General features: G+C 69.2%; 26 protein-coding genes. 9 read left to right on the forward strand and 17 right to left on the reverse strand.

Features of this window, described 5'->3' with window-relative positions:
• Positions 1-43 precede the first annotated feature (43 nt).
• From RBS12_RS14580 to RBS12_RS14640, 13 genes are all read right to left on the reverse strand, one after another.
• Positions 44-769, reverse strand: a complete 726-nt coding sequence (locus RBS12_RS14580) for an aldolase/citrate lyase family protein (RefSeq protein WP_307966852.1) — start codon at positions 767-769, stop codon at positions 44-46.
• Entirely contained in the window at positions 762-1,199 is a 438-nt protein-coding gene (locus RBS12_RS14585) for a cupin domain-containing protein (RefSeq protein WP_307966853.1), read from the reverse strand. Before RBS12_RS14585 ends, RBS12_RS14580 begins: the two co-directional genes overlap by 8 nt.
• Positions 1,196-2,119: a polysaccharide deacetylase family protein gene (locus tag RBS12_RS14590; RefSeq protein WP_307966854.1), complete on the reverse strand. Its 924-nt coding sequence runs from the start codon at positions 2,117-2,119 to the stop codon at positions 1,196-1,198. Before RBS12_RS14590 ends, RBS12_RS14585 begins: the two co-directional genes overlap by 4 nt.
• A gap of 51 nt (positions 2,120-2,170) precedes the next feature.
• On the reverse strand, positions 2,171-3,100 hold the full coding sequence (locus RBS12_RS14595; RefSeq protein ID WP_307966855.1) for an MBL fold metallo-hydrolase: 930 nt from the start codon (positions 3,098-3,100) through the stop codon (positions 2,171-2,173).
• Positions 3,097-3,858 (reverse strand): MBL fold metallo-hydrolase, encoded by a 762-nt coding sequence (locus tag RBS12_RS14600; RefSeq protein WP_307966856.1) that lies wholly within the window; start codon positions 3,856-3,858, stop codon positions 3,097-3,099. Before RBS12_RS14600 ends, RBS12_RS14595 begins: the two co-directional genes overlap by 4 nt.
• 8 nt (positions 3,859-3,866) lie before the next feature.
• Positions 3,867-4,541: an isochorismatase family cysteine hydrolase gene (locus RBS12_RS14605; protein ID WP_307966857.1), complete on the reverse strand. Its 675-nt coding sequence runs from the start codon at positions 4,539-4,541 to the stop codon at positions 3,867-3,869.
• Between the two features lie 11 nt (positions 4,542-4,552).
• A complete protein-coding gene (locus RBS12_RS14610; protein ID WP_307966858.1) occupies positions 4,553-6,142 on the reverse strand; it encodes an ABC transporter substrate-binding protein in 1,590 nt (529 codons plus the stop codon).
• 173 nt (positions 6,143-6,315) lie between these two features.
• Positions 6,316-7,131 carry an MBL fold metallo-hydrolase gene (locus RBS12_RS14615; RefSeq protein WP_307966859.1) on the reverse strand — a complete coding sequence of 272 codons (816 nt, stop codon included), beginning with the start codon at positions 7,129-7,131 and terminating at the stop codon, positions 6,316-6,318.
• Positions 7,132-7,139: 8 nt separating this feature from the next.
• Positions 7,140-8,000, reverse strand: a complete 861-nt coding sequence (locus RBS12_RS14620; protein ID WP_307966860.1) for a hypothetical protein — start codon at positions 7,998-8,000, stop codon at positions 7,140-7,142.
• 39 nt (positions 8,001-8,039) lie between these two features.
• Complete coding sequence (locus RBS12_RS14625; RefSeq protein ID WP_307966861.1) at positions 8,040-9,095, reverse strand: ABC transporter permease; 1,056 nt, start codon at positions 9,093-9,095, stop codon at positions 8,040-8,042.
• On the reverse strand, positions 9,092-9,964 hold the full coding sequence (locus RBS12_RS14630) for a dipeptide/oligopeptide/nickel ABC transporter ATP-binding protein (protein WP_307966862.1): 873 nt from the start codon (positions 9,962-9,964) through the stop codon (positions 9,092-9,094). Before RBS12_RS14630 ends, RBS12_RS14625 begins: the two co-directional genes overlap by 4 nt.
• Positions 9,964-10,845 carry an ABC transporter ATP-binding protein gene (locus tag RBS12_RS14635; protein WP_307966863.1) on the reverse strand — a complete coding sequence of 294 codons (882 nt, stop codon included), beginning with the start codon at positions 10,843-10,845 and terminating at the stop codon, positions 9,964-9,966. Before RBS12_RS14635 ends, RBS12_RS14630 begins: the two co-directional genes overlap by 1 nt.
• A complete protein-coding gene (locus tag RBS12_RS14640) occupies positions 10,842-11,729 on the reverse strand; it encodes an ABC transporter permease (RefSeq protein ID WP_307966864.1) in 888 nt (295 codons plus the stop codon). The genes RBS12_RS14635 and RBS12_RS14640 overlap by 4 nt, the downstream gene beginning before the upstream one ends.
• A 339-nt stretch (positions 11,730-12,068) precedes the next feature.
• Between RBS12_RS14640 and RBS12_RS14645 the strand changes: the two genes are divergently transcribed.
• The 6 genes from RBS12_RS14645 to RBS12_RS14670 all read left to right on the forward strand — a co-directional run bounded on the left by RBS12_RS14645 (position 12,069) and on the right by RBS12_RS14670 (position 17,265).
• A complete protein-coding gene (locus RBS12_RS14645; protein WP_307966865.1) occupies positions 12,069-13,040 on the forward strand; it encodes a branched-chain amino acid transaminase in 972 nt (323 codons plus the stop codon).
• Positions 13,041-13,050: 10 nt separating this feature from the next.
• Positions 13,051-13,965 carry an acetamidase/formamidase family protein gene (locus RBS12_RS14650; RefSeq protein WP_307966866.1) on the forward strand — a complete coding sequence of 305 codons (915 nt, stop codon included), beginning with the start codon at positions 13,051-13,053 and terminating at the stop codon, positions 13,963-13,965.
• 15 nt (positions 13,966-13,980) lie between these two features.
• Positions 13,981-15,405, forward strand: a complete 1,425-nt coding sequence (locus RBS12_RS14655; RefSeq protein ID WP_307966867.1) for an amidohydrolase family protein — start codon at positions 13,981-13,983, stop codon at positions 15,403-15,405.
• Between the two features lie 294 nt (positions 15,406-15,699).
• Positions 15,700-16,569, forward strand: a complete 870-nt coding sequence (locus RBS12_RS14660) for a class II glutamine amidotransferase (RefSeq protein WP_307966868.1) — start codon at positions 15,700-15,702, stop codon at positions 16,567-16,569.
• A 46-nt stretch (positions 16,570-16,615) separates the two neighbouring features.
• Positions 16,616-16,876, forward strand: a complete 261-nt coding sequence (locus RBS12_RS14665; protein ID WP_307966869.1) for a type II toxin-antitoxin system prevent-host-death family antitoxin — start codon at positions 16,616-16,618, stop codon at positions 16,874-16,876.
• Positions 16,873-17,265 carry a PIN domain-containing protein gene (locus RBS12_RS14670; RefSeq protein ID WP_307966870.1) on the forward strand — a complete coding sequence of 131 codons (393 nt, stop codon included), beginning with the start codon at positions 16,873-16,875 and terminating at the stop codon, positions 17,263-17,265. Before RBS12_RS14665 ends, RBS12_RS14670 begins: the two co-directional genes overlap by 4 nt.
• Positions 17,266-17,277: 12 nt before the next feature.
• On the opposite strand, the gene RBS12_RS14675 is transcribed toward RBS12_RS14670, so the two are convergent.
• From RBS12_RS14675 to RBS12_RS14690, 4 genes are all read right to left on the reverse strand, one after another.
• Positions 17,278-18,432 (reverse strand): FUSC family protein, encoded by a 1,155-nt coding sequence (locus tag RBS12_RS14675; protein ID WP_307966871.1) that lies wholly within the window; start codon positions 18,430-18,432, stop codon positions 17,278-17,280.
• A 7-nt stretch (positions 18,433-18,439) separates the two neighbouring features.
• Positions 18,440-19,678, reverse strand: a complete 1,239-nt coding sequence (gene rlmN, locus RBS12_RS14680) for a 23S rRNA (adenine(2503)-C(2))-methyltransferase RlmN (protein ID WP_307966872.1) — start codon at positions 19,676-19,678, stop codon at positions 18,440-18,442.
• Between the two features lie 247 nt (positions 19,679-19,925).
• Positions 19,926-21,854: an ABC transporter ATP-binding protein gene (locus RBS12_RS14685; RefSeq protein ID WP_307966873.1), complete on the reverse strand. Its 1,929-nt coding sequence runs from the start codon at positions 21,852-21,854 to the stop codon at positions 19,926-19,928.
• Between the two features lie 39 nt (positions 21,855-21,893).
• A complete protein-coding gene (locus RBS12_RS14690) occupies positions 21,894-22,511 on the reverse strand; it encodes a PadR family transcriptional regulator (RefSeq protein ID WP_307966874.1) in 618 nt (205 codons plus the stop codon).
• 214 nt (positions 22,512-22,725) lie between these two features.
• On the opposite strand from RBS12_RS14690, the gene RBS12_RS14695 reads away from it, so the two are divergent.
• From RBS12_RS14695 to RBS12_RS14705, 3 genes are read left to right on the forward strand one after another with little or no spacing between them, the layout of a single operon-like run.
• Positions 22,726-24,513 carry a GMC oxidoreductase gene (locus RBS12_RS14695; RefSeq protein ID WP_307966875.1) on the forward strand — a complete coding sequence of 596 codons (1,788 nt, stop codon included), beginning with the start codon at positions 22,726-22,728 and terminating at the stop codon, positions 24,511-24,513.
• Complete coding sequence (locus RBS12_RS14700) at positions 24,510-24,908, forward strand: PAS domain-containing protein (protein WP_307966876.1); 399 nt, start codon at positions 24,510-24,512, stop codon at positions 24,906-24,908. Before RBS12_RS14695 ends, RBS12_RS14700 begins: the two co-directional genes overlap by 4 nt.
• Positions 24,901-25,446, forward strand: coding sequence for a cupin domain-containing protein (locus RBS12_RS14705; RefSeq protein WP_307966877.1), 546 nt, complete (start codon positions 24,901-24,903; stop codon positions 25,444-25,446). Before RBS12_RS14700 ends, RBS12_RS14705 begins: the two co-directional genes overlap by 8 nt.

Consider the following 25,446-nt stretch of genomic DNA (forward strand, 5'->3'; position numbering starts at 1 on the left):
TTGGCGGCATTGTACCGAGCGGACGAGGACGTGACGCTGGTCGTCATATGGATCGTGACGCGGCGTATCCCGCGAGCAGCGTCGCGAGCTCTCGCTCCCAGTAGACCGCGCAGCGGTCGGCCCCTCGGTCGAAGACCTCGCGGGCGCGGGCCATCGACGGAGCAGGCAGCCCCACGCTGTGCCCGGCCTCGCGGAGGGTCTCGACGACGGACTGCATGGCCTTGTCCAGATAGTCCGGATCCGTCCGGCCCTCTCGGTGCAGATCGGCCGCGAGGTCGGTCGGCCCGAGCCAGCCCCCGCCGAACGCCTCGAGCGCCACGAATTCTTCGGCGATGGCCACGGCGTCGACGGTCTCGAACAGGACGCTGAGCAATGGCGCGCGGCTGAAGTCCGAACCGAAGCCCGACGCCGGGGAGACCTGCCGCGAGCGCAGGCCGCGCGGTGAGTACGTGATCGCCTCATACGCGCGCTCGAGCTCGCCAACGTTCCTCAGGTGCGGGAGCACGAGCTCGTCGGCGCCCGTGTTCGCAAAGGCCACGAGCGTGTTGGGCTGGATGTCCGGGACGCGCACCGAGACCCTCACTCCCGTCCCGCGCAGCCGCTGGACGACGTCGGCGCACGCCTGGACGCCCAGCGGCGTCTGCTCGGCGTCCAGGACGACGAAGTCGATGTGGGCGTGCGCAAGGACGGCGAAGAGCGTGGGGCTCGTGTCTGCCGTGATGACGCCGACGGCGCGGCCGGCCTCCTGCGGCGTACGGATCTCATTCATCGTGGACGAACTCCCAGTCGGCCGGCTTGCTCACGCCGACGACGAGGTCGACCGGCGTATCCGTGTCATTCCACGCGCCGTGGCTGAGGCCGCGCGGGATATAGATTCCGTCGCCTGGTTTGGCGCGGTATTCCTCGCCCCCGAGGAAGACGAGCGGGGTCCCCGAGATGACGACATAGAACTCGGACGCGTCGGGGTGGTGGTGGCACAGGTGCCGCTGGCCGGGAAGGATCCGCCCCCAGCTGATGCAGAGATCATCCGAATCGCTCAGGTCGCGCGAGATGAGCGTCGAGACGAGGCCTTGGTCGCGCTGCCCGCTCAGGCCCACGCGGTTGAGCTCTTGAAAGCCCTGCTCGTGGACGTTGTGGACGAGCTTCGCAAGATCTGCGGTGCGCGGTGCGTCAGTGCGCTGGTCGCTCGACGCGTTCACGAGGCCACGCCCTCGAAGACACCCCGCGGCTGGTCGGCGGGTGCATGGTCGAGCCACCACCGTGCGATCTCCTCGCGCGTCGCAAACCACACGCCGGCCTGCGAGCCCGCGTACTCGAGGAAGCGGCGCACGCCATGCGCGACGCTGGGCCGCCCGCCAATCCGCAGGTGGATCCCGACCGACATCATCTTGGGGACCTCCTCGCCCTCATGGAGGAGGCAGTCGAGCGTGTCCTTCAGGACACTGAAGAAATCGGCTCCTGTCCCGAGGCTCCCGGGCCCCCAGAAGCGTCCGTCGTTCGTGTCCCCCGCGTAGGGGAGGACGAGGTGGCGCGCGCTTCCCGCCTGGACGAAGTACGGGAGATCGTCGGCGTAGGAGTTCGAGTCATAGAGGAAGCCCTCTTCGGCGAGGATGGCCCGGGTGTTCTCGGTGATGTCCTCGCGCACGTACCAGCCGACGGGTGTCACGCCCGCGGTGGCCTCGATCGCGGCCCGCGCGGCACGGATCTCGGCCCGCTCTTCGTCGGGGGTCATCCCTGCGAGCCCGCGCCAGCGGTAGCCGTGGGCGCATATCTCGTGCCCGTCGCGGGCGATGGCGCGGGCGGCATCGGGATTCTTCTCGAGCGCGGCCCCGCAGGCCATGAAGGTCGCCGGAACGCCGTACTCGCGCAGCATCGCGAGATAGCGCCACACGCCGACGCGCGGCCCGTACTCGAAGAACGATTCCTTCATGAGGTTGCGCTTCGACGGGTCCGAGGACCAGCCACCGAAGATCACGATGTCCTCGTCCGCTTCGTCGCCGGAGGCGATGGACCGCTCGGCCCCCTCTTCGTAATTGACGACGACGGAGACGGCCACCTTTGCGCCGCCCGGCCATTCGACCACGGGAGGGTTCTCCCCGTATCCGATGAGATCTCTCATGTTGCACTCCTCGCCGTGCCGATGGCTTCATAATATTGATACATCTTCATTTTACTGCTTCCTAGCGTCGTCGTAGACCCTTCGATGGGCCGCGAGCGACGTCGCGAGCATGCCGCCGACGTCGTCGATGACGTTGCCGTGGGCTGGCCCAATGAGCTCGGTCGGCAGCTCGGCGAGCATCCGCTCGATCTCGGCGAACGCAGTGCTCACGTCGACGAACTTGGTCCAATACAGGGCACGCCCCGTCCCGTAGGCGGCCTGCTCGACCGAAGGCGGCGCGGGCATCTCACCGGAGAAGAGCCGGCACTGGCCGGGCCGATGGACGGGCTCGTCATCGTCGCCGTCGGGCAAGGGGACGTCATGGATGAACGAGAAGCCGTCCGAGACGAAGAGCATGCGAGCCCCGCTGTCGTGGCCCCAGACCGTGTTCTCGAGGTCGCGGATGTGCGCGGGCAGGAAGCGGAATTCCCTCCCCCCGAGGTCGATCGAGTCGCCAGGACGCCTCGCGTCGAAGCGCCCCTCGAATTCGGGGAAATGCAGCGCATAATCACGCACGTCTCCGACGACCCGCGCCTCCGGGAAGCGCTCGAGCAACGCAGGGAGATTGCCCGCATGCGGGATCTCGGGATGGGTCGGGAACACGTAGTCGAGCGTCCTGCCGCCGAGCGCGGCTTCCAGCTGGTCGAGGACGAGAGCCCGATGCGCAGGGTCGCCCGTGTCCACGAGCAGCGAGGCCCGCGAACCGACGACGAGATACGAGGAGACGTGGTAGTGGACCTCTTCGCCCGCAGAGAAGGCCGAAAGGCACCCGCCGAGCCAGAAGACGCCGTCGGCGATCCGGCGAGCAGCGTCGAGGTTTTCCACGCGCCCGCCCGCTCGGGCCTGTCCCGCGGGGCGACGGGCGGCGTCGTCGTCTGCACTCATGCGCCCGCCCGCTCGGGCCTGTCCCGCGGGGCGACGGGCGCCGTCGTCGTTTGTCATCGGCCCCCCACCTCCTCAAGGCACGCCGCGAGGCGCGCGGCCTCGCGGCGGCACTCCGCCTCGCCGACGAACGGGAAGCCGTAGCCAGGGCCGATCGCAGTGACGCGCCGGCTCCCGATGACCCGCAGGACGTCCCGCGCGATGGGCCGCGTGTCCGCGCCGCCGAACCAGCGGAACTTCACGAGCCCCTCCATGGGGTCGCCCGCCTCGCCGTCGCCGCGGGCGTACGTGAACGCGTCCGAGGTGAGGAGCACGCCCGACGGCGGGTCGTAGACCCAGAGCGTGGGCAGGAGGCGCAGGAGCGGGGAGACGAGCTGGAGGACGACGCCGGGGCGCAGCTCGACGTCGAGCGACGTCCCCGGCTCGACCGAGACCCGGCGGGCCGGGGCAGTCGAGCGCGGGACGGTGATGCCGCCCGTGTACCAGACTGCATCGACCGGACGCCTCGCCTCGATCGCCGGGACGTTGAGGCAGCACTCCATCTCGGTCCTCGTCAGGAGGATCGTGATCGGCTCCCCGGGATCCAGCAGCTCGTCGAGCTGCTGGAGGACCTCGGCCTCGTGGCGCCGCACGCCCGTATCAACCAGGACGGCGCCGCCTTCTCCCCGAATGAGGTAGGCGTTGACCGGCTGCCGCCGTCGGACGCCCTCGGGGCACCAGCTGACGTGCTCGTCCAGGAGGATCTCCGCGCCCAGGCGGTGCACCCTGCTGCCCGCCAGGCCGACGGGCGGGGCCAGCAATCCCGCGCTCCCGTTCATCGCCGCCCTCAGGCTCCCCGCGCCGCGTCCCACACGGCGACGGCCTCGGCGACGTTGCACACATCGTGCCGCGCACGCATGACCGTGAGGGCCGCGTCATGGACGACGGTGTCGTAGGCTCCGACGGCGTCCTCCAGGAGCACGGCGTAGAAGTCGTTGTGCACGGCGTCCCGCAGCGTGGCCTCGACGCAGCCGCCCGTCGACACCCCGACGAGCGCGACCGACTCGATGCCCTGGCTCCGCAGGAGGAGGGCGAGCTCGGTGGAGACGAACGCGCTCGGGCGCCGCTTGGTGATGACGGATTCGCCGTCGAGCGGGAGGCATTCGTCGCAGAAGTCCGTCGCGGGATCCCCCTTGACGCTGAGCTTGCCCAGGTCGATCGGGCGGCCGTTCGATGCCGTGTAGAGGGCCCGGAGCCACGCGGCCGGGGAGCTCGCGCCGTCCGGCAGGTTCTCGACGCGGATGTGGAAGATCGGGACGCCGTTGCGCCGGGCCGCCTCGATCGCCACGCGGCACTGCTCGCGGACGCGCGGCATCATGCTCAGGTCGTGGCCCGAATCCCCGATGGCGCCGCCCGGGAAGACGGCTCCCTTCTGCATGTCGATGACGACGAGGGCGGTCGATGCGGGGTCGAGGAGTTCCTCGAGGGTGTCGCGGACAGGCTTTCCGCACAGTTCAATCATGATGTGCCTTCCTAGCTGCCGAGGGCGTCGAAGTAGACCTGGCCGTTGCTCAGCGGAGTTGCCCCCGAGAGGCCCTTCTTCGCCGCGATGAGGCCTCGAGTCTCGACGAGCGAGAGGATCGGGGCGCCGGAATCGACGACGGCGGTCATCTGCTTGATGAGGTCGTTCCGCTGGGCGGTCTGATCCTGGGGCGTTGCGGCGAGCTTCGTCCGGAGCTGGTCGAAGTTCGCATCCTTCCAGCCGGTCGTGTTGCTCGGGGCGTTGCCGGCGTAGTACGCGAAGCTGTAGAACGCGGGGTCCGCGATGACGATCGGCTCCGAGTAGAGCACCGCCTCGAAGCGGCCCTGGATGAGCGCGCTCGAGAAGTCCGTCGAGCTCGCGACGTTCTGGAGCGTGACGGTGACGCCGATCTGGCTCAGCATCGACTGGATGAGGACCGAGGACTTGTTCGCGACCGGGCCTGGACGCGTCGCGCTGTAGCTCAGCGTGATCTTGAAGCCGTTCGCGTAGCCCGCGTCCGCCAAGAGCTTCTTCGCTCCGGCGACGTCGAACTTGTACACGCCCGAGGGATCACCGCCCGGGAACGTGGCCTGGGCCGCCTTGCCGTAGCCCGCATAGGCGCCCTTGACGAGGGCGTCGCGGTCAATGGCCATCGAAATCGCCTGCCGCACCCGGACGTCCGAGAGGGGGCCGGACTTGACGTTGAACATGAGCGTGTCCCGGGTCGCGCTCGGGCAGTTGAGCACGGTGACATCGGGCGACTTGCCGAGCGACGCGTACTGGTCGTACTCAAAGCCGTTCGCGATCTGCGCCTCGCCGGACTGCATGAGCTGGCTGCGGGTCGACGTGTTCGGCACGGCCTTGACGACGACGCGCTTGACCGAGCCGCGCTTGCCCTCCCACTTGGAGTCGGCGGTGACCGTGAGGGACGTGCCCGGGGTGAACTCCTCGAGGTTCCATCCGCTGTAGTCGGCGAGGTTCTTCGAGAGCCAGTTGTTCGCCGTCGGATCGTCGGCCGTGACGTGCTTCTTCGCCTCGACGCTGTCGTGGATGTAGAAGAGGTTGTTCTGGAGAGACTCGATGCTGAACGACGTGATGGCCGTCGTGTTGAGCTCGACCGTCTGATCGTCGATGACCTTGGCCACGTTGTTGACGTCGAACCCGCTGCTCGCGAGGGTGCCCTTCATGACCGGCTGGCGCTGCATGCCGATCATGAGGCTCCAGCGGACGTCTTCGGCCGAGAGCGTGTGGCCGAACTGGCTCGTGAGCTTCTTGAGCTTGACGATGATGCCCTTGCCGTCCGGGGCGGGCGTCGCGCTCTCCGCGAGCCGGCCGGACACCGCGGTGGTGGGCTGGCCGCACGGATCCGAACTCGTCGCGGTGGACTTGTATTCGAGCAGCTGCGAGCCGAGGCCGCTCAGGACGACGTGGGAGGCGCTTCCGCCCCACGGGGCGGGCGTGAGGCTGTCGGGCAGGGAGCCGACCGCAATGACAACGCTGTCCGGCTGGGTCGGGGACGCGGAACTGCCGCCTCCGCAGCCGGTCAGGGAAACCGCAAGGGCGGCGGCCAGACCGCCGGAGAGCAGACGCAAGCGATTCATGGTCTAAACACCGGATTTCTTGGGTGGGGTGGGTGGGGGAAGAGCGGGTGGGGTGGGTGGGGCGGGTGGGGCGGGTGGGTGCAATGGGAAGGGTGCAAAACGGGGTGACTGCAAACGGGTGTGACAAACAGCGGTGCGTGCAAACAGGATGTGCGGCGAGGTGTGCGGCCGCGCTAGTACCGGTACGCCTGCTTGTGGCCGGCCCGGATGATGGGTTCGACGTCCCGGATGTTGGTGATGACGTTGCCGTGGGTCGGGGCGACGGTCGTGACGCCGAGTTCATCGACGAGCGCGAGCACACGGTCGTAGACGCGGTCGGCGTCGTTGGCGAAGCGCGCCCAGTAGAGGGCGCTGCCCGTGAAGAACGCGGCGTTCTCAACCGCCACGGGCGTGGAGAGCTCCGTCGTCGTGAGACCGCATTCGCCGGGAAGGTGCACGGGGTCTTCGTCGTCGAGCTCGGGGCGGTGCATGTAGCAGAAGCCGTCCGCCGTGAAGAGCACGCCGGACTGCGGCACGAAGCCCCACTGCGTGTTGGGCAGATCGCGGATGAGGGCCTCGACGATGAGGAACTCGTATCCGCCGCCCAGGTCGATGCGGTCTCCCGGCACACGGGCGTGGAGGTTCGGCTCGATCTGAGGATAGAACAGGTGATAGTCGCGGATGTCCCCCACGATCTGCACGTTGGGGTACTTCTGGACGAGCCTCGGCAGGTTGCCGGTGTGGGGCAGCTCGGGGTGGGTCGGGAACACGTAGTCGAGCTCGCGGCCGCCGAGGAGCTCGTCGAGCTTCTCGGAGATGATCGGCCAGCTCGACGGGTTGCCCGTGTCGACGAGGATCGACGCCGTCTCGCCCTGGACGAGGAACGTCGAGTTGTGGCCGTGGATCACGCGTCCGTCGATGTGGAACGGAAGGCACGAGCTCATCCACGTCACGCCGTCGGCAACGCTCCGCGGAAGATCGCTGCTCATCGTCTCAACTAGCTCTTCCATGGGTCCTCCTAGACGGCCTGCGGCACGAGCCCGGCGTGCTGCGGTTCGAGGGCTTTGAGCATGAACTCGAGGTGGCGTCGCACCACGTCGCGCCCGCGGAGCACGCATCCGCGCGAGGGGGCGACGATCTCCGGGTCGAGTTCGTCGAACTTCGCGGCGAGCCAATCCCGCAGCGGCTCGCGCGTGGCGCGGGGAAGCCATTCGTACTTCGCGTACAGGTGGCCGGCCACCTGCTCGGGCGTCGTGGTGTCCTCGACGGTCGAGTCGATGACGCGCGGACCGTCCGGCCGGGCCATGACGCCATGGGTGAACGTGTCCGAGGTGAAGAGGGCGCCGGTCTCGGCGTCCCAGCCCCAGAACGTCATGAGGAGCCGCAGGAGCGGGGCCTCGATCTCGAGCACGCGGCCGGGCGCGATCTCGATGGTGGCGGCGCGGGCAACCGAGTCGCCGTGGCCCGTGCGCTGCGCGTCGATCTGGTGGCGGCGGCTGCGCAGCCCGGTGCGGGCGAGGTCCTCGAACGCGTCGAAGGGGTTGATGACGCCGCCCGTGAACAGCCGCTCGATGTCGAAGTGCCGGACGATCGGCTCGAGGTTGGAGACGCAGTCCATCTCGGCCCGCGTGAAGAAGACCGAGAGGTTGCCGCCCTCACCGATGAGGGACACGAGGTCTCCGAGGATCTCCTCGCTATGGACCGCGAGCCCCGAGTCGACGAGGAGGTGGGAGTCGCCCGCCGCGCTCGCCTCGGACAGCAAATAGCAATTCGAGGGCTGGAAGCCGGATGCCTGCGGGGGAACCCAGCTCACGCGGCCGTCGAGGGGGATCAGCCCACCGAGGACGACCAGCTTGTCGTTCTTTATTTTAGTGAACATGTCTTCAATCTATTGAATCGATCTTCATGGTGTCAAGGGTCACATCGTCGGCGCGACGATAGGGCGGGCCCGGCGGCGGGGGCGCAGCGCGACACCGCGGGCCCGCGGATCGAGCAGCGTGATGAGCACGTCGAGGATGACGTAGCCGAACAGGCTCGTCGCCCCCATCACCAGGACGAAGCCCTGGATGACGGGCATGTCTCCCTTGAGGACGCCGTCGAGCGACCACCCGCCCACGCCCGGCCACGAGAAGACGCTCTCGATGATCGCGGCCCCGCTCAGGGCCGCCGCGAACAGCAGCACCATGTACGTCATGAGGGCCGCCCGGACGTCGCTCAGGGCGTAGCGGTACACCTGGAAAGGCCGGAGGCCGCACGCCCTCGCGAATTCGATCTGCGGGGAATGGAGGATCTGCAGGAGCCCGGTGCGGACGGTCTTCCCGAAGGGCGCCGCAAAGAAAAACCCCATGGTGACAATCGGGAGCGCTGCCCGGCTGAAGACCGAGCCCAGGATCTTCCATTTCCCGGCGATCACAGCATCCACGAGCACGGAACCCGTCACCTTGGGCGGCGGAATATCGGCGCTCGCGAGCATTCCGAGCGGCGCCGGCGCAAGATGCAATTGCTGATAGAAGATAAACAGCAGCAGAAGCGCGAGCACGAATTCGGGCATCGCCATGAGCACTGAGACGCCGGCCGTGAAGGTCTTGTCCGGCAGCCGCCCGCTCCGATACGCGGCGAACGTCCCCATCGCGACGCCGAGGAGGAGCGCGAGGACGAGGCCCGGGACGAGATAGACGAGCGTGTTGGGCAGGCGCGTCCACAGTTCTTGGGCGACCGGCGTGCCCGTGAAGAACGAATGGCCCAGATCGCCCGTGATCGTGCGCCCGAGGTAGTCGAGGTACCGGTCCCAGACGGGCTTATCGAGCCCGAGCTCGCCGTGGATGCGGGCAATATCGTCTGGCGTCGCATACTCGCCGAGAAGGGCGACGGCGGGGTCCCCGGGGAGGAGGGACACGAGCCCGAAGCTCAGGGTCATGAGTCCGAGGAGAAGGCCGACGGCGATGCCCAGCCGCGAGGCGATGTACCGGATCATGCGTTGGCCTCCTGGGTGGTGGGAAGGAGTGGCCCGGACCCGTCGCCCGCCGAGGCGAACGCGCCGTCGTCGTCCGGCGAAATGTCCGGCGGGATGTAGGGAAGAGCCGGCATCGCGGCCGCCATGAGCGCCTGCGTGTAGGCCTGCATGGGGTTGTCGAGCACGTCGAGCGCCGGTCCCGTCTCGACGAACCGCCCGCGATGCATGACCGCGACTTTCGAACAGAAGTGCCTCACGGTCTCGATGTCATGCGAGATGAAGACATAGGTGAGCCCACGGGCGCGCTGCAGTTCCGAGAGCTTCCGCAGGATCGAAGCCCGGATCGTGAGGTCGAGTGACGACGTCGGCTCGTCGAGCACGACGATGCTCGGATCCGTGACAAGTGACCGGGCGATGCCGACGCGCTGCTGCTGCCCGCCGCTCAGGTTCGCCGGGCGGCGGTCGAGGAACTGGGCCGAGAGGCCCACCTCGTCAAGCGTTCTCTCGACCTTCTCGAGCCGCTCAGCGCGCGACGCGCAGAGCTTCGAGACGACGAGCGGCTCCTCGACGATCTGGCGCACCGTGAGGCGCGGATTGAGCGACGCGAACGGCTCCTGGAACACGATCTGCCAGTGGCGGCGCTTCCGCCGGAGCGCTCGCGGCGCGAGAGCCCGGACGTCCTGCCCGTCGAGCAGGATGGAGCCCGAATCCGCCTCGTGCAGCCGCAGGAGGAGGCGGCCGAGCGTCGACTTGCCTGAGCCGCTCTCGCCGATGATCCCGAGGCATTCGCCAGCCTCGACGTCGAACGAGACCCCGTCGACCGCCGTCAGGACGCGGCCTTGAGGGGTCTGGAACGTCTTGCGCAGATCCTTCACTTCGATGATGGGCATCACGCGCCCCCTGTCTCGGACATCGCGGCCTCGACGGGCTGCACTCGGTCAGATGGCCCCGCGGCCCTAGCGGCCTCCGCGGCGTTGGGGGACTCCGCGGGCCGCGCGACAGACCTGAGCAGCGAGGCGGTGTACGGGTGTTCGGGCGCGGTGAAGACCCGCGACACCGCCCCCTGCTCGACGAGGTTCCCGCGGTACATCACGAGGACGCGGTCACAGTACTCGGCCACGACCCCGAGGTCGTGGGTGACGATGAGCATGGACCGTCCGCTCCCGCTCGTCAGCTTCCGGAGCGTGTCGAGAACCTGCCGCTGGACGGTGAGGTCGAGCGCCGTCGTCGGCTCATCGGCGATGACGAGCCGCGGATTGAGGTAGAGCGCCATGGCGATGACGACGCGCTGCGCCATCCCGCCGCTCAGCTCGTGCGCGTAGCCGCGGATCACGCGTTCCGGCTCATTGACGCCGGTCGCCTCGAGCAGGGCCACGGCCCGCTCGCGCGACGCAGCGTCGGCGCGGACGCCGTGCGCCTTCGCGATGTTCGCGAACTGCTTCTCGAGTCGCAGCACGGGGTTGAGCGCGCTGAACGGATTCTGGGCGACGAAGCCGATGTCCCGCCCCCGGAGCTCGCGCATGCGCCGCTCGGGCAGGTCGAGCAGCGCTCGCCCGTCGAACACGACCGATCCCTCCGCCACGCGCCCAGGCGGCACGAGCAGCCGCGTGATCGAGCGGACGACCGTCGACTTGCCCGACCCCGACTCCCCGACGATGCCCACGATCTCCGTCTCGCCGACGTCGAACGAGATCCCATGGAGCGCCCGAACGGCGCCGCCGCGCGCCGCGAATTCGGTGACGAGCCCGCGCACCTCGAGCCCCGCCGTCATCGTGCACGCTCCACGCGCTCGATGCGGTTCTCGAGGGCACCCGCGAGGATGTTGAGCGAGCCGATCGCGAGGAGCATCGCGGCGGTCGGGAAGGCCGAGGCCCACCAGTCGCCGCGGATGAGCATGCTGAAGCCGTCCGCGATCATGCCGCCCCAGCTCGGCTGCGGCGGCTTTGCCCCGACCCCCAGGAAGTTGAGGGCCGCGATGGTGCCGAGGGCGTTCGCGGCGGTGAGGGTGGCCTGGACCAGCACGACGCCGTAGGCGTTGCGGAACACGTGGTTGAACGCGACTCGCAGCGGTGAGCATCCCGTCGCGACCGCCGCCTCGACGTAGCGCGCCGAGCGCAGCGTGAGCGCCGCAGCGCGCGAGAGGCGCACGAAACGCGGCGCGCCGACGACGGCGATCGCGATGACGACATCGAGCACCGAACCGCCCATGAGCTGGATGCCGACGACGGCGATCACGACCGTCGGCAGTGCGGCGAACGCGTCGACGACGCGCATGAGGGCGTCGCCGACGCGGCCGCTCGTGGCGAAGAGGCCGAGCGGCACGCCGACGACGAGGGCCAGGACAGTCGCTCCGATCGCGATCGGGAGGTCGAGCTTGGCGGCTTCGATCGTGCGGGAGAAGACGTCCATCCCGTTGCCGTCCGTGCCGAACCAGTACGTGGCATTCGGGGCGACGCTGATCGCGTTGGGGTCTGGCCTGAGGGGGCTGTGGGGGTACGGCATGACGAGGGCCAGAAGGGGGAGGCCGAGGATCACGGCGGCCGCCACGACGGTCACGGCCAGATGAGACCTCGAGAAGACCACGGCCCTCCCGCGCTTCGCCCAATCGGCGACGCGCAGGCCCGGAGACGTGCGCGGTATTCCCTGAACGCTCATGGGGCGCCCTCCGCGGCTGTTGCAGGCACGTCAGGCGACGCAGGAAATCTCTTTGGCCTGCGAGAGAGGCGGACCGACAGCTGGGACATGCGGACTCCTTGAATCAAAGCGTCATCACTTTATTGAACCGACTCTCTTCCGCTTTGGGAAGCTCTGGTATCCCAGAACGGGCGTTCGGTTTGTTAGGTCGAGACATTCGCGGCTCATTTGGCACATCAGCCGCCACAAGTTTGGGATTGCGATTCGCGGAACCATTGACAGGCCTCCAACGCCATCTTCAATATAGTGACACACACCATACGTTGTTGAAGTTGTTCTGGGAAGAGGAGCACCTACGAGATGTCGACGCTGCGCGAAGAAGCGCTCTTGGCCACGCCACAGCCGGCCCCCGCTACGCCGAAGGTCCGGTATCTCCTGCACGACGGCGAGCTCGTCGAGTACGCCGACGCCCGGCTGCACGTCCTCAGCACGACGCTCAAATACGGCGTCGGCGTCTTCGAAGGCTTCCGCGCCTATTGGAGCGAGGACGAGCAGCAGCTCTACGCGTTCCGCGTAGGCGACCACATGCGCCGACTCGTCGACTCGATGCGCGTCGTCGAGATCGACGGCCCGCAGGACGTCGACGTCCTCACCGAGCAGCTCCTCGGCCTCGTCCGCGCGAATGGGCTGCGCAGCAACCTGCACATGCGCGCCCAGGTCTTCGTCGATTCGAGCGACGGCAAGCCCGAGGACACCGGGCCCTCGACCGTGTTCATGGCCGCGATCCCCATGGGCAACTACTTCGGCGCGACCGGCCTCGACATGCAGATCAGCAGCTGGGCCCGCCTTTCGGACCGCTCGATGCCTCCGCGCATCAAATCCATCGCCAACTATCAGAACGGGCGCCTCGCCATGCTCGAGGCGCGGCGGAACGGCTACGACGCCGCGCTCCTCATGACCGAGTCCGGCCACGTCGCCGAGGGCGCGGGCTACAACGTCTTCATGGTGCGCAAGGGCCGGCTGTGCACGCCTCCCACGACGGACAGTATCCTCGAGGGCATCACGCGGGACAGCGTCCTGCACCTCGCGCGCACCGAACTCGGGCTCGACGTCGACATCCGGCCCATCGACCGCACGGAACTCTACTCCGCGGACGAGGTCTTCGTCTGCGGGAGCGCGGCCGAGGTCAACCACGTCAAGTCGGTCGACCGGACGCCGATCGGCACGGGCGCCGTCGGCGAGCTCACGGCGCGGCTCCAGCGGCTCTACCTCGACGCCGTCGTCGGGCGCGCCGCCTCGGACCAGGGCTGGGCGCAGCCCGTCTACGCGTAGGCCTGCCGACATGGGCCAGTCCCCCGAAATCGGCCATCTACCCCACGCAGGCTTCGCCTATGCCGGATTCGACCACGCCTCGGCGGTGTTCACCGCCCTCGCCGAACCCGTCCTCGAGGTCGAGCAGGGCGAGCGCTTCGCCCTCGAGGCGCGGAGCCTCCTGACCGGCGGATTCTTCGAGGCGGGCGAGTACGAGAAGTGCTCGATCCCGGTGACGGGACCCGTCGTCGTCCGCGGCGCGCGCCCCGGCGACGCGCTCCGCGTCGAGATCCACGACATCCGCATCGCCAGCCGCGCCGCGATGGTGACGCTTCCCGGGCGTGGCGGGTTCGGCGCGCCCCTCGAGCGTTACGGTCACGTCGTCGAGATCGACGACGGCGGGGTCCGCTTCGACGACGGCGTCACCATCCCCGTCCGGCCCATGGTGGGCAAGCTCGGCGTGGCGCCCGCTGAGGGCGAGCCGAGCTCGAGCACCGTCGGCCCCTACGGCGGCAACATGGACTGCAACGATGTCACGGCCGGCTCGGCCGTCGTCCTTCCGGTCCAGGTCTACGGCGCGCGGCTCTTCGCGGGCGACCTCCACGCCGCGCAGGGCGACGGCGAGTGCTCCCTCACGGGCGTCGAGGTCGAGGGCACGGTGACGCTCTCGTGCCGCGTGATCCCGGGTGTCTCGGTCCGGCGTCCGGTCGTCCTCTCCGGCGGCCACGTGATCACGATCGGCGACGGCGACGACCTAGACGCCGCAGCCCAGGCGGCCCTCGACGATCTCCTCGAGCTCGTCGTCGCAGACCGGGGCTGGCCCCGCGAAAAGGCGGCGATGCTGCTCAGCGCGGCGGCCGACGTCGCGGTCTCCCAGCTCGTCAACGCACGCGCGTCCGTCAAGGCGAGCCTCGCCGAGCGCTACTTCTCTCGTGTCCCCTTCTAGATCTGGAGGCTTTCCATGCTCGATCTCCTGCTGACCAACGGCGTGGTCGTCACGCCGTCCGGCGCCCGCCGACTCGACGTCGGGATCGCCGGCGGCACGATTGTCTCGCTCACCGCGCCCGAGTTCGGCGCCCCCGCCGAGGCCCGCCGCACGGTCGACCTCCGCGGCCAGCTCGTGGTGCCCGGCGGCGTCGACCCGCACGTCCACACCAACAGCGTTCTGCCGACGGCCGCCGAGAGCGGCATCGTGTGCTTCGGTCCCGACCGCGTGAGCGAGGGCGCAATCTACGGCGGCACGACGACGCTCGTCGACTTCGCGCACTGGCAGCCAGGGGACGAGCTGTCCGAGTCATTTGCTCGGAAGTCAGCCGAGTGGGCCGGGAACACGTTCACGGACTACGCGCTCCACGGGACGTTCAAGGAGCCCGAGATCCCGTTCGAAGTGCTCGAGCAGATCCCCGACGCCGTTGCCGCAGGCCACGGCAGCTACAAGGTCTGGATGACCAATACGACGCCGACACGACCGCGCCAGAAGACCGACCTCGGCAACATGTGGGGCCTCATGGAGCAGACCGCCGCAGCCGGCGCGATGCTCGCGGTCCACGCCGAGGACGACGACATCGTCATGTACTCCTACAAACGGCTCGAGCGCGCGGGGCGCACCGGCCTCGAGTACATGTCCCACGCGCACAACAATCTGTCGGAGAAGCTCTCGTTCCAGCGGGCCATCACCCTAGCCGAGCACGTCGGCGCGCCGATCTACCTCATGCACGTGAGCGCGCGCGAGGGCGTCGACGCGATCCGCGACGCGCGCGGCCGCGGGCTGCCCGTGTACGGCGAGGTGCTCCCGCACTACGCGCATTTCACCGCCGAGGACTACCGCCAGGAGAACGGGGCGATCTACCACACGTACCCGTCGCTCAAGTCGGCCGACGACCGCGACTCGATGTGGGACGCGCTCCTCGAAGGCGTGCTCAGCACGCTCGCGACCGACGGCGTGTGCACCGACCTCGACGTCAAGACGCGCGGCAAGACGATCTTCGACGCGACCGGCGGCCACGCGGGCGTCGAGATGCGCATGGCCGTCGCGTACACGGAGGGCGTCGCGAAGCGCGGACTCGACCTGACGCGGTTCGTGGACCTCACCTCGGCGAACGCCGCGAAGATCCTGGGCCTGTACCCGCGCAAGGGGGCGATCGCGATCGGGAGCGACGCCGACCTCGCCGTCCTCGACACGATGGACGCCCGCCGGATCACCGCGTCCGACCTGCACGAGGCCGACTACACCCCGTGGGAGGGCTACGAGGTCGCGGCATGGCCCAGCATGACGGTGCTGCGCGGGTACGTGATCGTCGAGGACCGGGAGCTCAAGGCAGGGCCGCTCGGCACGCTGCTCACCCAACGGGTCTCGAGTGACGTCCGGAGCCGTCCGGCCTGCTGAGCCCCCGGCCTGCTGACAGAGCACGCCGCCGCCGGATTCCCCGGCTTCCGATTTCCCCAGCAACCGAGCTCCCCGACTCTTGGCGGGCAGCGATGCGACACGCCGGCCGGATCTGCCGACACACCGCGGGTTGAAGGCTAAAGCTGGGGACGTTGGAGGAGACGGCACCCAGATTCTGGGGAATCCGGCCGGGCGCGTACCGCTGGGGCGGCGGACGACGGCGGGTGCGCGCCCGCCGTCCTCCGCCGCCCGCCCCAGCCCGCCCGGCCCGCCCGGCGCGAGTAGGGTGAGGCTATGTGCCGCCTGTTCGCCCTGCACGCGGGTCGAAACCGAGCCAAAGCGACGTTCTGGCTGCTCGACGCCCCGGACAGTCTCAGGGAACAGAGCCACCGAGAGCCGGACGGAACCGGCGTCGGAACGTTCACGCCGCAAGGACGGCCGAAGGTCGAGAAGCAGGCTATGGCGGCGTGGGAGGACCGGGCCTTCGCACGCGAAGCCCGCGACCTCGAGAGCACAACCTTCCTCGCCCACGTCCGTTACGCGAGCACCGGGGCCCACACCTTCGTCAACACCCACCCGTTCGAGCAGGCGGGACGGCTCTTCGCGCACAATGGCGCATTCGGCGGGCTCGAACGGCTCAATCAGCGGCTGCAGGACCTCGGCACTGCCGGGCTCGTGCACGGCGAGACGGACAGCGAGCGCCTCTTCGCCCTCATCACCGCGGAGACCCGGATCGCGGACGGCGACGTGGGCGCCGGCATCACGGCGGCGGTCTCGTGGATCGCGGATCTCCTTCCCGTGTTCAGCCTGAACTTCATCATGGCGACGGCCACCGACCTCTGGGCCCTGCGCTATCCCGAGACGCACGAGCTCTACGTCCGCGAGGACCATGGGGCCCCCGCATCGGAGCAACGCGGCCTCGACGCCACGAGCCAGCGCATTACGGTGCGCAGCCCCGATCTGGGCGACCGCGTCCTCGTCGCGACCGAACGCATGGACGACGACCCCCGGTGGCGGCTCATGGACCCCGGCGAGCTGCTCCACGTGGGTCCCGACCTCCGGCCCGCCTCAAGCCGACCATTCCCCGGCAGGCCGGCGATCCTGCTCTCGCTCTCCGACTTGGACGCGAAGGCCGCCGCATCCCAGCGCCCACACCCGGCGTAGCACCCTACCGTAGACAATTATCTAGGGCGACTCTATCCTTCATGATATGAGCGCAGAACCGACGATCAGCGTGGGCCATCTCCGGCAGAACCCGACAGAGATGCTCCGGCATGTCAAGGAGGGCACCGAATACGTGCTGACTGACCACGGCACGCCCATCGCCCGGATTGTGCCGCTCACCCGCGGGCCGTGGGTCAGCGATCAGCGGATGCGCCACGCCTTCCAAACCCCCGTGGATCCTGGATGGCGACACGATCTTGAAGAGCATCGGGCGCAGACGGACATGCAGGACCCCTTCGAACGATGAGGGCGGTCTTCGACACGAGCGTCGTCATCGACCGCGAGCCCGCCACGTTCGGCGGAGTCACGGAGTACGCCATCACGTCAATCACCTATGCCGAGCTTCAGTTCGGCGTCGTCGCGGCAAAGACCGCCGACGCGCGAGTGGCCCGTGCTGCCCGCCTCGGCGCGATTCGGGAAGCGTTCGGGGCGGGCTTGCCGTTCGACGACCACGCCGCCGCATCCTACGGCCTGATCACGGATCTCGTGTTGGACCGCGGGCGTCTGCCTCGCGGGCGGGTTGCGGACTTGATGATCGCCGCCGTAGCGCACGCCAACGGGGCAGCCCTCATCACCTACAACGTCAAGGACTTCGCCGGGCTCGAAAACCTCGTCCACGTCATGGACGCGGCCTGACGGGACGCCCGCCTAACCGCCCCGCACCCCGCGGGCGCGCCGGTACACGCTCGGCGCGAGCACGACGGCGACGCCGACGACCGAGCCGATCGCCGTGTCGATGAAGCGGTCGTGGAGGAGCACCCCGGGATCGGTGTGCGCGACGAGGAGGGTCGAGAGCAGCGCGAGCGGCGTCACGCACACCTGCGCGAGGAAGTATTGCCGTGCGATGAGCATCTCCGCGCCGAACTGGCACACCGCGATGAGCACGACCATGGCCCACGGCGCAGGCTGTAGCGCCGCGATCCCCGCGAGCAGCACGAGGCCGACGACGGTGCCCAGCACGCGCTGGAGGCCCCGGCTCACGCGGTGGCGCGTCGAGTGCCCGACGAGCGGCACGACCGCGGCGACCATCGCCCAGTAGTTGTGCCCGAAGCCGAGGGCCTGGCCTACGGCGGTCGCGGCGAGGCCCGCGATGCCGGGCCCCACGAGGTAGCCGATCGACTCGAGCCACAGGACCCGCCGTTCCGCCACGCTGACGCGGACACGCCACCCGTCCCGGACATCCGCCCAGGCGAGCGGGCTCCGGTGGGACGGGGTCACGCGCGAGGAGAGGCCGATCGCGAGGCACAGCCCAAACGTGGCGACTGCCGCGAGCAGCGCGTCGGGGAGCGGCGGCTGATGCGGGAGCGACGAAACGGCCGCGAACGCGAAGATGTAGAAGAGCGAACCGGCCGGCCGAAGGCGCCACAGGCCCGCGAGGACCGAGCACAGCCACGCGACGAGCGTCGTGCCAGCGACGGTCCACCACGGGTCGAGGGCCCCGCCGGGACTGAGTCGGGCGGCGAGCGTCGCGGCGAAAATGACGCCGAGCATGAGCAGCCCCGCGCGGGCCTGCGCGACGACGCGGATCCGGTGCGGCTCGTTCCGGCCGTAGATCCCCGTGAACGCGGCGAAGCTCGCGAAGATTGCGAGGTCGAGGCGGTTGACGAGGGTGAGCGTCAGGAGGGGAAGGAACACGCCCAGCGCGACGCGCAGGGCGGGCTGGTGGTCCCTGCGGGCCGGGCCGATCGAGAACAGCAGCTCGTGCGAGAAGCGCACGACGACGGCGAACGGCCCGCCGCGGCGAGCTGCGACGTCGTCGTTCGCACCGGGGCGAGAAGCGGACGGAAGCCCTGCCCGGCTCATTCGGCCGTTACTCGGCGGCGGCAAGCTGGCCGCACGCGCCGTCGATCTCCTTGCCGCGCGTGTCGCGCAGGGTCGTGGGGATGCCGGCCGCGCGGAGGGTCTCGACAAACTCGTCCTGGACCTCGGGCTCGGACGCGGTCCAAATGGAACCCGGCGTCGGGTTGAGCGGGATCGGGTTGACGTGCACCCAGCCGCGGCCGCGCTGGTTGAGCTTCTTCGCGAGGAGGGACGCGCGCCAGGCGTGGTCGTTCATATCCTTGATGAGCGCGTACTCGATGCTCACGCGGCGGCCGGTCTTGCGGAAGTAGTCATGCGCGGCGTCGATCGCCTCGTCGACCTTCCAGCGGTTGTTGACGGGGATGAGCTCGTCGCGGAGCTCGTCGTCCGGGGCGTGCAGGGAGAGCGCGAACGTGACCGGGAGCTCCTCGTCGGCGAGCTTGCGGATCGCGGGGACGAGGCCCACGGTCGAGACCGTGATGTTGCGGGCCGACATGCCAAGCCCCTCGGGCGCGGGGTCCACGAAGCGGTGCACGGCGGCCATGACCCGCTTGTAGTTCGCGAGCGGTTCCCCCATGCCCATGAAGACGATGTTCGTGACTCTTTCGTCGGGGTGCTCGGTCGCGCCCAACTCCCCCGCCGCGATGACGCGGTTGGCGGCGACGACCTGGTCCACGATCTCCGCGGTCGACATGTTGCGCGTGAGGCCCGCCTGGCCCGTCGCGCAGAACGGGCAGTTCATGCCGCAGCCCGCCTGCGACGAGACGCACAGCGTGATGCGGCCCGGGTAGCGCATCAGCACGGACTCGACGAGCGCGCCGTCGAAGAGCCGCCACAGGAACTTGATGGTGTTGCCGTCGTCGGTGCGGAGTCGGCGGACCTCGGTGAGGAGCGGCGGGAACATTGCCTCGACAAGTTCCTCCCGGCCGGCCTTCGGGAGGTCGCTCATACGTTCCGGATCTGTGGTCCAGTGCTGGAAGTAGTGCGTGCTGAGCTGCTTCGCGCGGAAGGGCTGGAGGCCGAGCTCCTTGAGCGTCTCGGCGCGCTCCGCGAGCGTGAGGTCCGCGAGGTGCTGCGGCGGCTGCTTGACGCGGGGGGACGCGAACTGGAGCAGCGGCCGGCCCTCGGCCGTACGCTGCTGCTCCCAGCCCTCGGCGGCAGGCAGGACCTGGGGGCGCGCATCGCCGTCGGCCGAGCTCACGGCGGCACGGTTCAGCGGGGAGTTGGGGGTTCGCGTGGGGGAAGTCATCCCGCCCATCATCCCATGCCAGTTTTCGCATTCCCCAATCGGGGCACTATGATTCCGCTCTCGCGGGGCCAGAGCTGACCTCCCGTCAGCGCCTCTCCCCGCACCGGTGCCCCGTCCCCGCAACGGTGCGCCTTCCCCGCACCGGTGCCCCGTCCCCGCAACGGTGCTGCGGACCCGCGGCCCAGTTGCGGGGAAGCGGCACCAACGTGACCGGTGGCGGCCGTCGTCGGCCGCGGCAACCGCGGCCCTACCGTTCCGCCCGCGCGACCGTCTCCGCACCGCCGGCACTCGCCCCGTTCGGGTTCGCGCCCGCCTGTTCGAGGTAGAGCCGCGCGTACGCGCCGCCCGCGGCGAGCAGCTCGGCATGAGTTCCGTGCTCGACGATGCGCCCGTGGTCCACGACGTAGATCACGTCCGCGCCGACGACGGTCGAGAGCCGGTGGGCGATCGCGATGGTCGTGCGGCCGTGGGCGGCGGTGTCGAGTGCCTTCTGCACGACGCGCTCCGAGATCGTGTCGAGCGAGCTCGTGGCCTCGTCGAGCACGAGCACCTCGGGGTCCTTGAGCAGCACGCGCGCGATTGCGATGCGCTGCTTTTCGCCGCCCGAGAGCCGGTAGCCCCGCTCCCCCACGACCGTCTCGTAGCCGTCGGGGAAGGACGTGATCGTCTCGTGGATGTTCGCGGCGCGGGCGGCGGCCTCGAGCTCGTCCTGCGTCGCGTCGGCCTTCGCGTAGCGCAGGTTTTCGGCGATCGTCGCGTGGAACAGGTACGTCTCCTGGCTCACGATCCCGATGTGGCTCACGAGCGATTCGCGCTCGAGCTCCCGCACGTCCTCCCCGGCGAACCGCACGGCCCCTTCGCTCGCCTCGTAGAACCGCGGGATGAGGTAGGAGACGGTCGTCTTCCCGGCGCCGCTCGGCCCCACGAACGCTGCGTACTGCCCGGGCTCGACGCGGAAGGAGACGTCCTCGAGCGTGGCCCGGTCCTCGCCGCGCGAATCCGGGTAGCGGAACGTCACGCCGTCGAACTCGATTTCACCGAGCCGCGGCGAATCCTCGGAGAGGGGCACGGCGCCCGGGGCATCGGCGATCGCGGGTCGCAGGTCGAGGTATTCGAAGATGCGCGCGAAGAGCGCGCCGGAGGTCTGGAGGTCGAGGGCCACGCGCATGATCGCGATGAGCGGGAAGAGCAGCCTGGCCTGGACGGTCGTGAAGGCGACGATCGTTCCGGCGGTGATGGTGACGAGGCCGCCCGAGAGAAGCCAGCCCGCCACGAGGTACACGATCGCCGGAATCGATGAGAGGAAGATGCTCACGAGCGCGAAGAAGTACTGGCCGCTCATGGCCTGCCGCACCTGGAGCTTCACGAGGTTGCGGTTCTCGGCCGAGTACTTCTCGATCTCGTCCGGCTGGCGATTGAAGCTCTTCGAGAGCAGGATTCCGGACACGCTGAGCGATTCCTGCGTGATCGCCGTCATGTCGGAGAGGGACTCCTGCGTCTTCGTCGCGATGCGCGCGCGTACCTGCCCGACGCGGCGCTGGGCGATGACGAGGAACGGCATGAGGACGACGGCGATGAGCGTCAGCTGGGCGTTGAGCGCGACCATCGCGACGAACGCCGCGATCACAGTCACGATGTTCCCCACGACGCCGGAGACCGTATTGGCCAAGACGCCCGCGACGCCGCCGACGTCGTTCTGGAGGCGGGACTGGATCACGCCGGTCTTGGTGCGCGTGAAGAAGCTCAGCTCCATGGACTGCAGATGGCTGAACAGCCGGACGCGCAGCGAGCCCATGACCGAGTTGCCCACGGTCGATGTGAGGTACGTCTGCCACACCCCGAGGAGGGCGGAGACGATGTACACGGCGGTCATGAGCCCCACGAGCTCGGCGAGCCGAGCGATGTTGGGGTGGCCTCCGGGCGGGAACAGGCCGTCGTCGAACGTCCTCTGGGTGAGCAGCGGCGGGGCGACGGAGAGAGCGGCCCCCACGAGTACGAGGACCACGGTCACGACGAGCGCGCCGCGGTGCGGCGCGAAGAGCTCCGCGATGCGACGGAACAGGTGCGGAATCTTGGGCGCCTCGGCGTTGAGCTTCTTCTGCAGCGCGACGTCGCCCCCCGAAACGCCACCGCCGCGCCCGACGGCGGGCGGTCGCCCGGGTGTGATGTGGGACATGCGCCTCCTTGGGATACGGCCTACTCTGCAATGATCCCGCTACTCGGCGAGGATGAGGTACAGCGCTTTGCGGGCCTCGTCGATCGCGGCGGCCGCCTTGGTTCGCTGCTCGTCGGTCGCGGCGAACCGGAACTGGTGAAGCACGCCGAAGAACTTCTTGGCGCTCTCGACGAGGGCGTCCGAGGCCTCGCTCGTCCCCGGCGCGGCGTCCCACGCCCTCTGGAGCTCCTCGGCGTGGTCCGCGACGTACTCGCGGCCGGCCTCGGTGAGCGCGAACTCGGTGCGCTTGCCTTCCCCTGCCTGCTCGACGAGCTCTTCGTCGACGAGCTGCTGGAGCGTCGGGTAGACGGATCCGGGGCTCGGACGCCACATGCCGTTCGTGCGCTCGTTCGCGGCCTGGATGATGCCGTAGCCCGTGTTCGGGCTCTCGGACAGGAGCGAGAGGATCATCGCGCGGATGTCCCCGCGGCTCGCGCGGCGTCCGCCGCGAGGACCGAATCCGGGCGGGAAGTCGCGGCCCGGCCCGAAGCCTCGCCCGAACCCGCGGCCGAAGCCCGGCCCGAAGCCGCCGGGGCCGAATCCCCCGGGACCGCCGGGCCCGAAGCCGTGCCCGTCGTGGTGGCGACGCTCATCATGGTGGTCTGGATGTGGATGCATGTGTTCTCTCCTGAATGAGCGATACATCGAAGGGTACGATGTATCTCGATGCATCAACGATATATCGTTAAGTTTCGTTCCACAAGACCACTCCCGGACTCTTGCCCGCGCCGTTGGACATGACTAATCTCGTCAATACTTTGACGGCTGTCGGCTGGGGACGACCGGAGAAGTAACGCCCTTCAACCGGTGTCACCTCACTTCGGGAGTTCACATGAGCGCTGTCTCGTCCACACCCAACTTCAACCACGGCTACCCGACACCGGGACCACAGTCGCCCACGCCGCAGAAGGTCATGGATCACGTCTTCTTCCTCTCGCAGGGCGCGTGGAAGCAGGCGCGTGAAGACCAGCAATTCGACTTCGTCGTGATCGGCACGGGCTTCTGTTCGCTCGCGTTCGCCGAGCGGACCCTCTCGCACAACCCCCTCGCTCGAATCCTCATCCTCGAGCGCGGGACGTTCTTCCTCCCGCAGCACTTCCAGAACCTGCCGCTCCCCTATCGGCAGACGCTCGGCGGCCTGTCCGAGACGTTCCCGTGGACCCTCTCCGCCCAGACGGCAAAGCAGCCTGCGGGGAACATCAGCTGGCAGCACGGCATGGTGCCCTTCTACGGCGGCCGCAGCATCATGTGGAGCGCGTGGTGCCCGCGGCCCGAGCCGCAGGAGATGCGCGCGTGGCCCGCCGAGACGATCGCCGCGGCCCAGCGAAACTTCGCGAGCGCGGAGGCCCTCCTCAACGTCATCCCGGCCGACCGCATCGACGCCGGCGAGTCACGGGCGGCGCTCGAGGTCATCGGCCGCACCCGCCCCGTGTACGGCACCCTCCAGAAGGGCCTGCAGGAGATCCTCGGCGCAGACTTCCACCGCATCGATTCCGGCACGCGCTGGATCCCCGCGCCGCTCGCGGCCGCGGCCGGCGCCGACTCCGGCATCGACTTCGCGAAGTTCTCCACCCCGGCCGTCCTCCTCGAGCTCGCTGACCGCCAGGCCGCGCTCGCGGCGAACGGCGACGGCTCGCCGCTGAGCATCGTCACCGAGTGCACGGTCGAACGCATCCACTCCCAAGGCGGCGTCGCGACCGCGCTCGAGACGAGCCGCGGCGTCGTCGCCCTCGGGGACGCCCAGCTCGTCCTCGCCATGGGCACCCTGCCGCCCACCACGCTCGTCCTCAACTCATTCCCGGAGACGCCCGGCGCCGGCTCGACGTTCTCGGCCCACTTCATCACGTCGGTCGTCGCGCGGGTGCCGCGCGACGACTTCCCCTTCGGCGAAGGCCTCGGCAGCCTCGAAGTCGCCGCGATCTACCTCGCGGGCGAGAGCCCGGCGGGCATGCAGTACCACGTCCAGCTCTCAGTCCTCTCGGATCGCGAGCCCGTCATCAACGCGCAGAAGGCCGAGCGCTATGCCCCGGACGTCGTCGCGACGGCGTCGGCGGCGCAGCTCCGCGGCTCCGAGGACTACCTCGTGTTCGTGTGCGCCGTACTGGGCGAGCTCGACGAGGCGAACCCCGAGAACTGGCTCAAGCCCGACGGCGGCCCCGACCCGACGTGCAACGTGACGCTCCAGGTCCTGGCCAACGGGACGGACCGCGAGACGTGGGACACGATGGACGAGGCGACGTTCCAGATGATGGAGCGGGTCTTCTCCCCCGCGGGCGCGGGCCGCGTCGAGTACTGGCACGGAAGCCCGGACGACGGCAGCTGGTCGTCCGGGCGGCCGGCCATCCCCGAGCGGCGCGTCCCCGGCCTCGTCCACGAGGGCTCCACGCTCGCGATCGGCGAAACCGGAGAGTTCCCCGTGGACACGGGCTACCGCCTGCGCGGCACCGAGAACGTGTTCGTCACAGGGGGCGGGCTGTGGCCCACGGGCGGCTCGTGGAACCCGACCATGACCATGACGGCGCTCGCGCAGGACCTCGCGGACCGCCTCGCGCGGCCCTCCGGCGAGACCGCCGAGGATCACGCCGAGGTCGCGGCGACCGAGGCGGCGGGCGCGCGATGAGCGAAACTCCCGACCCTGTGATCCTGCCGACCGAGCCGCCCATGAGCGTCGCGGACGTCCTCAACCGGCAGGATGGCGTCTATTGGGTCGTCAAGAACCGCGACTCGGTGTTCCTTTGGGTCAACGAGAACTTCGCCGACCTCGTGGGGATGACCAAGGACCAGCTCATCGGCCACCGGGACTCGCGCGCGGCCCATGTCGAGCACGACCAGCAGGTCATGGCGAGCGGCAAGCCCCTCCTGAACTTCCACGAGACGATCGCCGTGCCCACGAAATCGGGCGGCATGGTCAACGTGGACATCGTGACGCAGAAGGGGCTCCTCCGCTCGCTCGACACCGGCGAGATCATCGGCATCACCGTGTGCTTCAGCCTCGCGAATCCGGTCGATGAGTAGCGCGGCACGAAGTAGCCCCGCACCGCGCAGTCCAGCACGAGGCTGGATCGAGCGGCTGGGGCTCGCGCCGTCGTCCGTCGGCGGCTGGTTCGGCGCCGCGATGGGCTCGGACGAAACGGTCGACGGCGCGGCGCTGCCTTCGCGCTTCAGCGGCCCCCACCCGCTGTACTCGTCGAATTGGTACCTGCTTGAGGAGGGGCAGCATCTGCTCCTCCACCAGCTCGCCCAGGACGAGCTCTGGTTCTTCCACGTCGGCGGACCGATAGTCCTTCACAGCTTCCCAGACTCGGGCCCGCTGACCGTCGCCGTGGGGCCCGACCCGGAACGGGGCCAGACCCTGCACGCCGCCGCGCCGCATTCCACATGGTTCGGCGCGGAGCTTGAGCCGGGAGCGGGGTTCGCGCTCGTGAGCTGCAGCCTCGGGCCGGGCTGGCGGCCGTCGGACCCGAGACTCCCCACGGACGACGACGTCGACCGCCTCTCCGCACGGTTCCCCGAGCGGGAGGAGCTCATCCGCCGGCTCGCGGCCGCCCCGTGA

Source organism: Sinomonas sp. ASV322, from assembly GCF_030908245.1.
Classification (GTDB): domain Bacteria; phylum Actinomycetota; class Actinomycetes; order Actinomycetales; family Micrococcaceae; genus Sinomonas.

Bases quoted from the DNA above. Each gene is read 5' to 3' on its own strand.
- RBS12_RS14580 (WP_307966852.1), bottom strand. From the start codon at position 769: ATGAATGAGATCCGTACGCCGCAGGAGGCCGGCCGCGCCGTCGGCGTC.
- RBS12_RS14590 (WP_307966854.1), bottom strand. From the start codon at position 2,119: ATGAGAGATCTCATCGGATACGGGGAGAACCCTCCCGTGGTCGAATGG.
- RBS12_RS14595 (WP_307966855.1), bottom strand. From the start codon at position 3,100: ATGACAAACGACGACGGCGCCCGTCGCCCCGCGGGACAGGCCCGAGCG.
- RBS12_RS14600 (WP_307966856.1), bottom strand. From the start codon at position 3,858: ATGAACGGGAGCGCGGGATTGCTGGCCCCGCCCGTCGGCCTGGCGGGC.
- RBS12_RS14605 (WP_307966857.1), bottom strand. From the start codon at position 4,541: ATGATTGAACTGTGCGGAAAGCCTGTCCGCGACACCCTCGAGGAACTC.
- RBS12_RS14610 (WP_307966858.1), bottom strand. From the start codon at position 6,142: ATGAATCGCTTGCGTCTGCTCTCCGGCGGTCTGGCCGCCGCCCTTGCG.
- RBS12_RS14615 (WP_307966859.1), bottom strand. From the start codon at position 7,131: ATGGAAGAGCTAGTTGAGACGATGAGCAGCGATCTTCCGCGGAGCGTT.
- RBS12_RS14620 (WP_307966860.1), bottom strand. From the start codon at position 8,000: ATGTTCACTAAAATAAAGAACGACAAGCTGGTCGTCCTCGGTGGGCTG.
- RBS12_RS14625 (WP_307966861.1), bottom strand. From the start codon at position 9,095: ATGATCCGGTACATCGCCTCGCGGCTGGGCATCGCCGTCGGCCTTCTC.
- RBS12_RS14630 (WP_307966862.1), bottom strand. From the start codon at position 9,964: ATGCCCATCATCGAAGTGAAGGATCTGCGCAAGACGTTCCAGACCCCT.
- RBS12_RS14635 (WP_307966863.1), bottom strand. From the start codon at position 10,845: ATGACGGCGGGGCTCGAGGTGCGCGGGCTCGTCACCGAATTCGCGGCG.
- RBS12_RS14640 (WP_307966864.1), bottom strand. From the start codon at position 11,729: ATGAGCGTTCAGGGAATACCGCGCACGTCTCCGGGCCTGCGCGTCGCC.
- RBS12_RS14645 (WP_307966865.1), top strand. From the start codon at position 12,069: ATGTCGACGCTGCGCGAAGAAGCGCTCTTGGCCACGCCACAGCCGGCC.
- RBS12_RS14650 (WP_307966866.1), top strand. From the start codon at position 13,051: ATGGGCCAGTCCCCCGAAATCGGCCATCTACCCCACGCAGGCTTCGCC.
- RBS12_RS14655 (WP_307966867.1), top strand. From the start codon at position 13,981: ATGCTCGATCTCCTGCTGACCAACGGCGTGGTCGTCACGCCGTCCGGC.
- RBS12_RS14660 (WP_307966868.1), top strand. From the start codon at position 15,700: ATGTGCCGCCTGTTCGCCCTGCACGCGGGTCGAAACCGAGCCAAAGCG.
- RBS12_RS14665 (WP_307966869.1), top strand. From the start codon at position 16,616: ATGAGCGCAGAACCGACGATCAGCGTGGGCCATCTCCGGCAGAACCCG.
- RBS12_RS14670 (WP_307966870.1), top strand. From the start codon at position 16,873: ATGAGGGCGGTCTTCGACACGAGCGTCGTCATCGACCGCGAGCCCGCC.
- RBS12_RS14675 (WP_307966871.1), bottom strand. From the start codon at position 18,432: ATGAGCCGGGCAGGGCTTCCGTCCGCTTCTCGCCCCGGTGCGAACGAC.
- rlmN (WP_307966872.1), bottom strand. From the start codon at position 19,678: ATGACTTCCCCCACGCGAACCCCCAACTCCCCGCTGAACCGTGCCGCC.
- RBS12_RS14685 (WP_307966873.1), bottom strand. From the start codon at position 21,854: ATGTCCCACATCACACCCGGGCGACCGCCCGCCGTCGGGCGCGGCGGT.
- RBS12_RS14690 (WP_307966874.1), bottom strand. From the start codon at position 22,511: ATGCATCCACATCCAGACCACCATGATGAGCGTCGCCACCACGACGGG.
- RBS12_RS14695 (WP_307966875.1), top strand. From the start codon at position 22,726: ATGAGCGCTGTCTCGTCCACACCCAACTTCAACCACGGCTACCCGACA.
- RBS12_RS14700 (WP_307966876.1), top strand. From the start codon at position 24,510: ATGAGCGAAACTCCCGACCCTGTGATCCTGCCGACCGAGCCGCCCATG.
- RBS12_RS14705 (WP_307966877.1), top strand. From the start codon at position 24,901: ATGAGTAGCGCGGCACGAAGTAGCCCCGCACCGCGCAGTCCAGCACGA.